This is a genomic window from Roseburia sp. AF15-21 (assembly GCF_003479505.1).
GTDB lineage: Bacteria > Bacillota > Clostridia > Lachnospirales > Lachnospiraceae > Roseburia_C > Roseburia_C amylophila.
The window spans coordinates 1-12,955 of the sequence record NZ_QUHG01000002.1; the positions used below are offsets into that span (position 1 = coordinate 1).

At 43.3% G+C, this 12,955-nt stretch carries 5 protein-coding genes, 1 tRNA gene and 1 rRNA gene; 6 read left to right on the forward strand and 1 reads right to left on the reverse strand.

Annotated elements, in window-relative coordinates; all coding sequences use genetic code 11:
* Positions 1-3: 3 nt before the first annotated feature.
* From DWW33_RS02980 to DWW33_RS03000, 5 genes are all read left to right on the forward strand, one after another.
* Positions 4-2,900: ribosomal RNA gene (locus tag DWW33_RS02980) — 23S ribosomal RNA — on the forward strand.
* A 221-nt stretch (positions 2,901-3,121) separates the two neighbouring features.
* A tRNA-Trp gene (locus DWW33_RS02985) sits at positions 3,122-3,192 on the forward strand.
* A 434-nt stretch (positions 3,193-3,626) separates the two neighbouring features.
* Entirely contained in the window at positions 3,627-4,580 is a 954-nt protein-coding gene (locus DWW33_RS02990) for a magnesium transporter CorA family protein (protein ID WP_158565963.1), read from the forward strand.
* A gap of 465 nt (positions 4,581-5,045) precedes the next feature.
* A complete protein-coding gene (locus tag DWW33_RS02995; protein WP_117698613.1) occupies positions 5,046-5,273 on the forward strand; it encodes an HPr family phosphocarrier protein in 228 nt (75 codons plus the stop codon).
* 251 nt (positions 5,274-5,524) lie between these two features.
* On the forward strand, positions 5,525-7,876 hold the full coding sequence (locus DWW33_RS03000) for an ATP-dependent DNA helicase (protein WP_117840652.1): 2,352 nt from the start codon (positions 5,525-5,527) through the stop codon (positions 7,874-7,876).
* Here the strand turns inward: DWW33_RS03000 and DWW33_RS03005 are convergent.
* Positions 7,871-8,755: a LysR family transcriptional regulator gene (locus DWW33_RS03005; protein ID WP_022243377.1), complete on the reverse strand. Its 885-nt coding sequence runs from the start codon at positions 8,753-8,755 to the stop codon at positions 7,871-7,873. The two genes, DWW33_RS03000 and DWW33_RS03005, sit on opposite strands and share 6 nt — an antisense overlap.
* A gap of 178 nt (positions 8,756-8,933) precedes the next feature.
* Between DWW33_RS03005 and DWW33_RS03010 the strand changes: the two genes are divergently transcribed.
* Positions 8,934-12,737 (forward strand): phosphoribosylformylglycinamidine synthase, encoded by a 3,804-nt coding sequence (locus tag DWW33_RS03010; RefSeq protein WP_117840654.1) that lies wholly within the window; start codon positions 8,934-8,936, stop codon positions 12,735-12,737.
* The last annotated feature ends 218 nt before the right edge of the window (positions 12,738-12,955 follow it).

Here is a 12,955-nt window from a genome sequence, read left to right on the forward strand (position 1 = left end):
CAAGGTCAAGCGAAGAAGAGCGCAGGGTGGATGCCTTGGCACTAAGAGCCGATGAAAGACGTGATAAGCTGCGAAAAGTCACGGGGAGGAGCAAATATCCTTTGATCCGTGAATGTCTGAATGGGGAAACCCACATGAGAATACCTCATGTATCCATACGCCAATCCATAACGTATGGAAGGGAACCCGGTGAACTGAAACATCTAAGTAGCCGGAGGAAGAGAAAGAAAAATCGATTTCCAAAGTAGCGGCGAGCGAAATGGAAAGAGCCCAAACCGGAGTGCGTGCATTCCGGGGTTCGGACCGCATAATTGATTCAGCAATTCCAGCAGAACTGTTTTGGGAAAGCAGACCAGAGAGGGTGAAAGTCCCGTAAGCGAAAGAAGAGCTGACATGGCGGTATCCAGAGTACATCGAGACACGAGAAACCTTGATGGAATAAGCGGGGACCACCCCGTAAGGCTAAATACTACTTAGTGACCGATAGCGCATAGTACTGTGAAGGAAAGGTGAAAAGGACCCCGGGAGGGGAGTGAAAGAGAACCTGAAACCCTGTGTTTACAAGCTGTGGAAGCACTTTATATGTGCGACCGCGTACTTTTTGTAGAACGGTCCGGCGAGTTACGCTTACTGGCGAGGTTAAGGACTTAAGGTCCGGAGCCGAAGGGAAACCAAGTCTTAACAGGGCGAGTTTAGTCAGTAGGAGTAGACCCGAAACCGGGTGATCTATCCATGTCCAGGTTGAAGATGCCGTAAAAGGCGTTGGAGGACCGAACCCACATCCGTTGAAAAGGGTGGGGATGAGGTGTGGATAGGGGAGAAATTCCAATCGAACCCGGAGATAGCTGGTTCTCCTCGAAATAGCTTTAGGGCTAGCCTCGTTTTAGTCTTGTGGAGGTAGAGCACTGAATTTCCGCGGGGGCGTCAAAGCTTACCAAAGAATATCAAACTCCGAATGCCATTAAGATGATGAACGGGAGTCAGACTGTACGAGATAAGTTGGACAGTCAAAAGGGAAAGAGCCCAGACCACCAGCTAAGGTCCCAAAGTGTGTGTTAAGTGGAAAAGGATGTGGGGATTCAAAGACAACTAGGATGTTGGCTCAGAAGCAGCCATTCATTCAAAGAGTGCGTAACAGCTCACTAGTCGAGAGTCCCTGCGCCGAAAATGTCCGGGGCTGAAACACAACACCGAAGCTGTGGAATCATACCTAGTATGATTGGTAGAGGAGCATTCTTAAGACCGACGAAGCTGTACCGGTAAGGAGCAGTGGAGGGATAAGAAGAGAGAATGCCGGAATGAGTAGCGAGAGGAAGGTGAGAATCCTTCCGGCCGAATATCCAAGGATTCCAGGGTAAAGCTGATCTGCCCTGGGTAAGTCGGGACCTAAGGAGAGGCCGAGAGGCGTATCCGATGGACAACAGGTTTAGATTCCTGTACCACATATGGTCAGAACTGTGGGGACGCAGAAGGAAAGCATGAGCCAGGAATGGAAAGACTGGTACAAGCAGAGGGGATGGTGTGCTGGCAAATCCGCACACGAAAGTCCTTGCTGTGATGTGGAGCGAACTAGAGTAGCGAAGCATGCGGACCGGCTGCCGAGAAAAGCCGCTATTGTGCCATATGTGCCCGTACCGTAAACCGACACAGGTGGATGAGGAGAGAATCCTAAGGCCGACGGAAGAAGTATTGTTAAGGAACTCGGCAAAATGACCCCGTAACTTCGGGAGAAGGGGTGCCTGAGAAATCAGGCCGCAGAGAATAGGCTCAAGCAACTGTTTAGCAAAAACACAGGTCTATGCAAAACCGAAAGGTGAAGTATATGGGCTGACGCCTGCCCGGTGCTGGAAGGTTAAGAGGAGAGGTTAGCGCAAGCGAAGCTTTGAATTTAAGCCCCAGTAAACGGCGGCCGTAACTATAACGGTCCTAAGGTAGCGAAATTCCTTGTCGGGTAAGTTCCGACCCGCACGAAAGGCGTAATGATTTGAGCACTGTCTCGACAATACATCCGGTGAAATTGAAGTACCAGTGAAGATGCTGGTTACCCGCGCCAGGACGGAAAGACCCCATGGAGCTTTACTCCAGTTTGGTACTGGGATTCGGTACTGCATGTACAGGATAGGTGGGAGACGAAGAAGTTAGGACGCCAGTCTTAACAGAGTCGCTGTTGGGATACCACCCTTGCAGTATTGGGTTTCTAACCAGCCGCTGTGAACCAGCGGTGGGACAATGCCAGGCGGGGAGTTTGACTGGGGCGGTCGCCTCCGAAAGGGTATCGGAGGCGCTCAAAGGTTCCCTCAGAATGGTCGGAAACCATTTAAAGAGTGCAAAGGCAGAAGGGAGCTTGACTGCGACACCGACGGGTGGAGCAGGTACGAAAGTAGGACTTAGTGATCCGGTGGCATAAAGTGGGATTGCCATCGCTCAACGGATAAAAGCTACCCTGGGGATAACAGGCTTATCACTCCCAAGAGTTCACATCGACGGAGTGGTTTGGCACCTCGATGTCGGCTCATCGCATCCTGGGGCTGTAGCAGGTCCCAAGGGTTGGGCTGTTCGCCCATTAAAGCGGTACGCGAGCTGGGTTCAGAACGTCGTGAGACAGTTCGGTCCCTATCCGGCGCGGGCGTAGGATATCTGAGGGGAGCTGGCCTTAGTACGAGAGGACCGGGCTGGACGGACCACTGGTGCATCAGCTGGATACCAAATCCATAGCTGGGTAGCCAAGTCCGGAAGGGATAAACGCTGAAGGCATCTAAGCGTGAAGCCCCCCCCAAGATGAGATGTCCCTGTCTATAAGACAGTAAGACCCCTGAAAGAGTATCAGGTAGATAGGGCAGAGGTGGAAGCACGGTAACGTGTGGAGCTGACTGTTACTAATCGGTCGAGGGCTTGACCAAAAAGCAGTAAGATGGTAGGACGGATGAAGAGATGTGGAGCAGATTTATCTGCGGAAACAGCTCTTAAGCCGGACGAACATTTGCCTGCAAATGACATCGAAAATGCGAAGCATTTGAGATGACCATCTTAGAAATAAAGTTTTCGGATTCCTGTATGAAGTTTTGAAGGTATGTTACAAAACAAACCTATTGTGACGTACTTGTACGTCATTTTAGCATATAGGGGTGTAGTTCATCGGTAGAATAAGAGTCTCCAAAACTCCAGAGGAGGGTTCGATTCCTTCCACCCCTGTTCTTAAATAGAAAGTATATTTTATACTTTCTTTTTTTTACTTTACAGGAAATTGCTTTCCTGTAAAGTAAAAAACGCCCTGCGAGGATGCACACTGCGGCGTATAAGGTAGATGTCGCAAGCGACCGCCGCAGGCGTGAGAATGTGCCAAGGCACATTCTTTGTTATGCGAGTAGCGAGAAACTCGCAAAGCGTGTTTCTCGTAGTTGTGCCAGGTATTCGTAAGAAGCTACTGGCAGACTTAGCATGAATTCACAAACAGCTATTAGCAGTAAATTTTGTATAAAAAAGAAAAGTGGTATAAAATAGACAAAGAGTGTTAAAATCTAAGAGAAAGTAATGAAAGAGAAGTTTTATAAAGGGTAGTCTGCTGACATAGAAGAAAATATGTGATGAATGAAAACAGGATTGTGAGGAAGGGAGCTGTAAGAGAAATGAACAGGTATTGGTTGCATGCGGCATCAGGAGAACTTTCTTTAGCAAGGGATAATGGGAAAAATATAGAAAAGGAATCAGAACCGCAGATAATACTATTAAATATGGAAGAATTTCAGCAATTAGAAGGAAATTATCCGCATCGAAAGAATCTGATTAGCAGCATGCGTTTTATCCGCTATAGCAAAGTAGAGGCATTTCATGAATGTGTACAGGGGATTATACATGTACCAAAACAGGGAAGTAAAAAGGAAAAAGAGTTTTCCTTTGGCTTTTATCTCTTTGAAAATAAACTATTTTTAATAGAAGAAGATGAGGAATTACAGGAAATATTGGCAAAGGTCAAAAATGATATGTTTGATGGCTGCACACTTCATATGGTGTTGCTCTTTATTTGTAATGCATTAATTGACAATGATATTCTTTATCTGCAAAAGATAGAGGAAAATTTGGAGAAGGTAGAGGATGTTGTAATTAAGAGGATACCGGAGCATTTTAATGAAGTAATTATGCGTTATCGGAAGCAGCTTTCAGAGAGCCGGGCATATTATGAACAGTTGATGAATATGGGAGATTTCATGCAGATGTATATGAACCGGGAGTCTTTAGTAGAAGAGGAACAGGGCTGGGAACGCTATATGAATCGTGTGGAACGGCTGCATAATTACGTAGAGACAATCCGCGAGTATTTACAGCAAATCCGTGAAATGTATCAGACGCAGATTGATATTCACCAGAACCGGATTATGAGTATTCTGACCATTGTAACAACTCTCTTTTTGCCATTGACACTAATTACAGGCTGGTATGGAATGAATTTTCCGGGAATGCCGGAATTTCAATGGAAATATGGTTATCTGGCAGTAATCGGAGTGTCCGTTCTTCTTATTATTATAGAGATAGTATATTTCAAGAAAAAGCAGATCTGGATATCTTCGAAAGACGTAATATAATGAGTGATACAATCACGTTATAATACACAAAATGTCCACTTATATGGAAAACCGCTGAATGTACGGAAAAAAGTGCAATAGTAAGTATTATGTAAATGTTATGTGTGGAAAGAAGTTTAGGAATAATGATGGAATTTGGAGCTTTTTTGAAGACTTTTGAAGGAATGCGAGGCTTATTACCTTATTTTTTGACACAAAAATTTGTGAAAAACGATAAAAAATATTGACTGAGTAAAAAAAAACTTGTAAATGTGACTAAAGTACCATAAAAAACGACAAAATGTGACAGGCAAACTAATTTTGGTAAGACCAAAATGGAGAAAAACAGAAAAATTTATTGTGTAAAATGCTCATAAAATTCATATACTAAGATGGTAAGCGAAAATTGACAAAAAAAAGAAATGGTGTCATAATGCTCAAGAATCAAAAGTAAATCAGTTTATTTTTTTGAGGATGGTGAAAAAAATGAATGAAAAGAAAATCAAATTAGCTGGCACAGAAGAGGTTAGAGACTTTGTACGTGAGGCAGGAAAATGTGATTTTGACATTGATATTTCATACAATAGAGTAATAATTGACGCAAAGTCTTTTCTTGGAGTATTAAGTCTAGATCTGAATCGAGAGCTTACTGTTAAGTATGGCGGACATGATATGAACTTTGAGAATGTATTAAGCAAGTATGCAACTGCTTAAATGATGGCACAGGTTTTCTGGCAGCCAGAAAATACAGGTTCATAAGGTAAGAAGAAATACCGGGTAGCGGACAATTTGGATATTGTCTTTTCTATCTGGTATTTTTTTGTTATTATGAAATGAGAGTACGTTTCAATTCCTTTAAAGTCTGCTAGAAAAATGAGATTTTTCAAAAATTGATAAATAGAAAAAATAGTGAATAGCATAAATAGAAATAAGTATAAGATGGGATGAAAAGGGGTGACAGCGGAATGGAACGTGAGCAGATAAGAATATCGGTACGAAATCTGGTGGAGTTTATCTTGCGTTCCGGAGACATTGATAACCGCAGAGCCAGTCTTGATACGATGGAAGCCATGCAGGCGGGCAGCAGACTCCATCGGAAGATTCAAAAGAAGATGGGAAGCACTTACCATGCCGAGGTTCCTTTAAATATTATCATTGAGGAAGAAAATTATGAGCTTGGAATCTGGGGACGGGCAGACGGCATTATAATAGAAGAAACAGTTACCATTGATGAGATAAAAGGCGTATATTTAAGCCTTGACTTATTGGAAAAACCCGTAAAGGTACATCTGGCACAGGCAAAGTGCTATGCGTACATATATGGAATCCAGAATGATTTACAGAAAATCAATGTTCAGATGACATATGGAAATCTCGATACCGGAGATTTAAAATATTTTTCTTATGAATATAGTATGCAGCAGCTGCAGGAATGGTTTTCAGATTTGATTTTAAAATATAAGAAATGGGCGGATTTTCAGTATGAGTGGCGGAAGAAACGGCAGGCATCCATTAAGGAACTGGCATTTCCGTTTCCGTACCGGGAGGGACAGAAGGAGTTGGCTGCCGGGGTTTACCGTACGATAGCCAGAAAAAAGAATCTGTTTATTCAGGCACCCACCGGAGTAGGCAAGACCATTTCTACATTATATCCGGCAATCAAAGCGGTGGGAGAAGGATTAGGTGATAAGATTTTTTACTTAACTGCCAAGACTGTTACCGCAAATGTGGCAAAAGAGACCCTTGGCATTTTATGTGAAAAGGGTTATCGGGCAAAAAGTGTGCAGATTACAGCGAAAGAAAAATTATGCCCTTGTGAGGAAGTGGACTGTAATCCCGTAAGCTGCCCTTATGCAAAGGGGCATTTTGACCGGGTAAATGATGCGGTTTACGATTTATTACAGAAAGAAAATAATATGACAAGAGAAGTTTTGCAGGCACATGCAAAAGAATATCAGGTCTGCCCGTTTGAAATGTGTCTGGACACGGCAACCTGGGCGGATAATATTATCTGTGATTATAATTATGTCTTTGACCCGAATGTGTATCTAAAGCGTTTTTTCGCAGATGGCATCAAGGGTGATTATATCTTTCTGGTGGATGAGGCACACAATCTTGTGGAACGTGGACGGGAGATGTATAGTGCCGCCCTTGTCAAAGAGGATATTCTTGCGGCGCGGAAAATTATGAAGCCAAGAAGCTCTGCCATTGAGAAGGAACTGAGCAAATGCAATAAGCTGATGTTAGAATATAAGAGAGAATGCGAAACCTATCAGATTTACGAAAGCATTCCGAATCTCATTTTCTCCTGTATGCGTCTTGCAGCAAAAATCGAAGAATATATGCAGAAGAATCCGGAGTTCCCGGGGCGGGATGTGGTTCTTGATTTCTATTTTGAATTGCGCAATTTCTTGAATATCTATGAGCGTGTGGATGAGCATTATGTAATTTACGGGCAGCATGATGAAGAGGGCAGATTTGTCATAAAGCTTTTTTGCGTGGATCCGTCCTTTAATCTGCAGGAGTGTCTGGATAAGGGAAATGCTACGATTTTCTTCTCGGCAACGCTGCTGCCGGTTCAGTATTATAAGGAGCTTTTGACGAATAAAACGGATAATTATGCGGTTTATGCCAGGACAACATTTTCTCAGGATAAGAGACTTTTGTTAATCGGAAATGATGTCAGCAGTAAATATACCAGAAGAACACCGGAAGAATACGGAAGGATTGCAGATTATATTTATCGTACAATAAAGAAGAAAAAGGGCAATTATATGGTGTTTTTCCCATCCTATCTTTTCCTGAAAAAAGTGCATGAGGCATTTGAACTGCGGATGGATGAAACAATTACCTGCATCTGTCAGGAATCCGGCATGCGGGAAGAGGAAAGAGAAGCTTTCTTAGAAGCATTTCAGGAGGAAAAAGAAGAGTCCCTGGTGGCATTTTGTGTTATGGGCGGCATCTTTGGAGAAGGAATTGACTTAAAGAGGGAGCAGTTGATTGGCGCAATTATCGTAGGAACCGGTCTGCCGCAGATTAGCAATGAGCGGGAAATTTTAAAAGAGTATTATGATAAGAAAGAGGGCATGGGATTCGACTATGCCTATCGGTATCCGGGAATGAATAAGGTACTTCAGGCAGCGGGACGTGTTATCCGGACTGCAGAAGACGTGGGAATTATCGAGCTTTTGGATGAACGCTTTCTGCAGAATGATTATCAGCGGCTGTTCCCAAGAGAGTGGGAACAGCGGAGTGTGTGCCAACTTTCCAATCTGGAAGAAAAGCTGACAACCTTCTGGGAGGAAATGCATTTATAATGTCGGCAGCAGGTTTAAGAATTCTTCCGTAGAAGTAAGAATCGGAAGATTCGGATTGACGGAGACGGCAAGCTGTCTTCGCGGAAGAGGTTCTAAGGTTTTTAAGATAAACAAATCTTTGGATTCATGTTTTAAACAGTAGTCCGGAATGCAGGCAATGCCAAGACCGATGCGGGCAAGGTCAATCAGAAGGTCATTACTGCTCAGTTCAATTTCCGGAATCAGCTCCAACTGATGGGAGAGGAAGAGATTGTGCATGAATTCGCTGGTGGTACTCTTGTTATCGAGCATCAGCAGAGGATATTTTGTTAAATCCCGGAAACTTAATTCCTGTTGTTTTAAATTAAAGTAGGATGGATTCGCAATAAATACATCCGTAAAATCCAGTACCATTTTGCGGATGTAGGATTGATTTAATCGTACATTCGGGCAGTTGGTAACGGCAATATCGACTTTTCCCTGCTCTAAGAGGTCAACGCAGCCAAGAGAGGTTGCATTGGTAACCTTGATGGGAACGCTGGGAAATTTTTTATGAAATTCTTTTAAATAAGGTACTAAAAAATAGCGGCAGATAGTATCGCTGGCAGCAATATGAAGCTGACCCAATCCAAGAGTATTGGACTCTAAGAGCTGGTTTTCCCCGCGGGCGATGAGATTCATGGCAGGTTCAATGTGTTTTAACAGAACCTGTCCTGCCGGAGTAAGCTGGACTTTCTTGGTGCTCCGGATAAAAAGCGGCTGCTCTAATTTCTTTTCTAAGGTCTTGATGGACTGGCTTACTGCAGACTGGGAAATGTAAAGCTGCTTGCTGGCTTCCGAGAAGCTTAAGGAAGTAGCAACGTGGTAGAATACTTTATATAATTCGTAATTAATATCCATAATGGCTCCTTTATCATATCAGAATGCATATCTTACATATTTTCCTTTATTATAAGTGACGCTTATAACTGTGTCAACATTAGTAACTCTTATAAATAAAATTAAATATATTAATTGTTCTTATTCATAATGCCGTGCTATAATGAGCATAAGAAAGTAAACATTCAGGAGGTAGAAGATGAGTAAGGTAAGAAGAGTGTATGTAGAGAAAAAAGACGCTTACGCAGTACGCGCCAAAGAGTTACATGCAGAGATTAAGAGTTATCTTGGAATCAGCGCAGTAGATAAGGTACGTGTCCTGATTCGTTATGATATTGAAAACATTTCCGATGATGTATATAAAAGAGCAGTTCAGACTGTATTTTCAGAGCCGCCGGTAGATGATGTCTATGAAGAGAATTTTGAAATGGGGGATGGAAAAGTATTTTCCGTTGAATTCCTTCCGGGACAGTTCGACCAGAGAGCAGATTCTGCAGAGCAGTGTGTGAAGCTTTTAAAAGAGGATGAAGAGCCGGTTATCCGTACCGCAACAACGTATGTTATTTACGGAGATATCAACGCTGAGCAGTTAGAGGCAATCAAGCATCACTGCATCAACCCGGTAGATTCCAGAGAGACCGGCATGGAGAAGCCTGAGACTTTGGTAACAGAGTTCCCGGAGCCTGCAGATGTTAAGATTATGACTGGATTTAAGGATATGCCGGAGCAGGAATTAAAAGCACTCTATGATTCCCTTGGACTGGCTATGACATTCAAGGATTTCTTACATATTCAGAACTATTTCCATGGAGAAGAAGATAGAGACCCATCCATGACCGAGATTCGTGTGCTGGATACCTACTGGTCAGACCATTGCCGTCATACCACATTTTCTACCGAACTGAAAAATGTTGCATTTGAAGATGGTTTTTACAAAGAGCCAATGGAAAAGACATATGAGGATTATCTTGATACACATAAGAAAATGTATGAGGGTAGAGATGACAAATTTGTCTGCTTAATGGACATTGCATTAATGGCAATGAAGCGTCTGAAAAAAGAAGGAAAATTACAGGATCAGGAAGAGTCCGATGAGATTAATGCCTGCTCTATCGTAGTGCCTGTTGAAGTAGATGGCAAGACAGAAGAATGGCTTGTAAACTTTAAAAATGAGACCCACAACCACCCAACCGAAATCGAGCCGTTTGGTGGAGCTGCAACCTGTCTTGGTGGAGCAATCCGTGACCCGTTGTCAGGACGTACCTATGTATATCAGGCAATGCGTGTAACCGGAGCTGCTGACCCTACCGTATCTGTAAAAGATACCATGGAAGGAAAGCTTCCTCAGAAGAAACTGGTTCGCGGCGCAGCACAGGGATACAGTTCCTATGGTAACCAGATTGGACTTGCTACTGGATATGTCAAAGAAGTATATCATCCGGATTATGTTGCTAAGAGAATGGAAATCGGAGCCGTTATGGGAGCAGCACCTCGTCGTGCCGTTCAGAGACTGACTTCTGATCCGGGAGATATTATTATCCTCTTAGGCGGACGTACCGGACGTGATGGCTGCGGTGGAGCAACCGGTTCCTCTAAAGCACACAATACAGAATCCATTGATACCTGTGGAGCAGAGGTTCAGAAAGGTAACCCACCTACCGAACGTAAGATTCAGAGACTTTTCCGCAGAGAAGAAGTTGCCCACATTATTAAGAAATGTAATGACTTTGGTGCCGGTGGAGTGTCCGTAGCAATCGGAGAGCTTGCAGACGGATTACAGGTTGATTTGGATAAAGTACCTAAGAAATATGCTGGACTGGACGGAACAGAACTTGCTATTTCCGAGTCTCAGGAGCGTATGGCAGTTGTTGTTGCACCGGAAGATGCACAGCAGTTCTTAGATTATGCAAAAGAAGAAAACTTAGAGGCTGTGAAAGTTGCCGTTGTAACCGAAGAGCCAAGATTAGTATTATCCTGGAGAGGAAAAGAAATTGTAAATCTTTCCAGAGCATTCTTAGACACCAACGGAGCACATCAGGAGACTGATGTAAAGGTAGAGCTTCCGGTAAAAGAAGAGAATTATTTAAATAAAATCGGCACAAAGGCTGTAGAAGAAGCAGTTGCAGCAGGCGATATGAAAGCTGCATGGTTAAATGAATTAAAAGACCTTAACGTATGTTCCCAGAAGGGTCTCGTAGAAATGTTTGATGGTTCTATCGGAGCAGGCAGTGTATACATGCCATATGGTGGAAAATATCAGTTGACCGAGACACAGAGTATGGTTGCAAAACTTCCGGTTATGAATGGAAAATGCGATACAGTAACCATGATGAGTTACGGATTTGATCCATATTTATCTTCATGGAGCCCATACCATGGAGCAGCTTATGCAGTATTAGAGTCTGTTTCCCGTATCGTAACAGCCGGTGGTGATTTCCACAAGATTCGTTTCACATTCCAGGAATACTTCCGCAGAATGTCGGAGGAGCCAAGTCGTTGGAGCCAGCCATTTGCAGCACTGCTTGGTGCTTATAATGCGCAGATTGGTTTCGGACTTCCATCCATCGGTGGAAAGGACTCCATGTCCGGTTCCTTCAATGAAATTGATGTACCGCCAACACTGGTATCCTTTGCAGTTGATGTAGCAAAAGAAAAAGATGTTATCACACCGGAGCTTAAGAAAGAAAATGATAAGCTGATGTTATTTACCATCGAAAAAGATGCTTATGATATGCCGGATTACGCACAGGTTATGAAGCTTTATGATGCAATTCATGAGATGACTGAGACAGGCGTTATCGTAGCAGCTTATGCATTAGACGGAAAAGGTCTTGCAGCAGCAGTCAGCAAGATGGCATTTGGTAATAAACTTGGCGTTACTGTAAATGTAGATGTAACAAAAGAAACATTATTTGCATCGGGCTTTGGAAATATCGTAGCAGAAGTTCCGGAAAATAAAGTTGTAAAAGCACAGGAAATCCTTGCAGCAGCAGGCCTTGCAGCGAACGGAGCTGTTGTGGGTGCAGTAAATGACAGCAAGAACTTTATCTATGGTGATATGAGCATTTCCATGGATGAAGCAATCGAAGCATGGGGACAGACTTTAGAGAAAGTATTCCCAACCAGAGCAACCACCGGAACAGAAGAAGTGAAGAGCGGACTTTACGATACAAAAGACATTTATGTCTGCAAGCACAAAGTTGCCCGCCCACATGTATTTATTCCGGTATTCCCGGGAACCAACTGCGAGTACGACAGTGCGAAAGCATTTGAAAATGCAGGTGCAGATGTAACCGTAAAGGTATTTAAGAACTTAAATGCAGAAGACATCCGTGATTCTGTTGATGTATTTGTAAAAGCAATTGATGAAGCACAGATTATCATGTTCCCTGGTGGATTCTCCGCAGGAGATGAACCGGAAGGCTCAGCAAAATTCTTTGCAACAGCATTCCGTAATGAGAAGATGAAAGAAGCTGTAAACAAGCTTTTAAATGAGCGTGACGGTCTTGCACTTGGTATCTGTAACGGATTCCAGGCACTGATTAAATTAGGTCTGGTTCCTTACGGCAAGATTACACACCAGAGACCGGATTCACCGACTCTGACCTACAATACCATCGGACGTCATATTTCCAAGATGGTATATACCAAGGTAGTGACCAACAAGTCCCCATGGTTAGCACAGGCTGAGCTTGGCGGCGTATACTGTAACCCGGCATCTCATGGAGAAGGACGTTTCGTTGCTCCGAAGGAGTGGTTAGACAAGCTCTTTGAGAATGGTCAGGTGGCAACCCAGTATGTAAACGAAGCCGGTGTTCCAACCATGGATGAAGAGTGGAACGTAAACGGTTCTTACATGGCAATCGAAGGTATCACCAGTCCGGACGGACGTGTCCTTGGTAAGATGGCACATGCAGAGCGTCGTGGAGAGTCTGTTGCAGTCAACATTTACGGCGAGCAGGATATGAAGCTGTTCGAAAGTGGAGTAGCATACTTCAAATAAAAAATAGGAATAAAGAAGAGCAAGACCTTGTAGATAGGAGAAATCCTTTCTGCAAGGTCTTTTTTTAGTAGAAGATGGTAAGTACATGAAACATTAAAAATTGTGGTGAGCAGGAGGAAGCGGCGAATCGTTTCGCAGAAGATAGTCTGATTCCGAAAGGGTATTATCAGGAATTTATAAGACAGGGTGAATTTGATTTACAGGCTATTAAGAAATTT

Bases quoted from the DNA above. Each gene is read 5' to 3' on its own strand.
- DWW33_RS02990 (WP_158565963.1), top strand. From the start codon at position 3,627: ATGAACAGGTATTGGTTGCATGCGGCATCAGGAGAACTTTCTTTAGCA.
- DWW33_RS02995 (WP_117698613.1), top strand. From the start codon at position 5,046: ATGAATGAAAAGAAAATCAAATTAGCTGGCACAGAAGAGGTTAGAGAC.
- DWW33_RS03000 (WP_117840652.1), top strand. From the start codon at position 5,525: ATGGAACGTGAGCAGATAAGAATATCGGTACGAAATCTGGTGGAGTTT.
- DWW33_RS03005 (WP_022243377.1), bottom strand. From the start codon at position 8,755: ATGGATATTAATTACGAATTATATAAAGTATTCTACCACGTTGCTACT.
- DWW33_RS03010 (WP_117840654.1), top strand. From the start codon at position 8,934: ATGAGTAAGGTAAGAAGAGTGTATGTAGAGAAAAAAGACGCTTACGCA.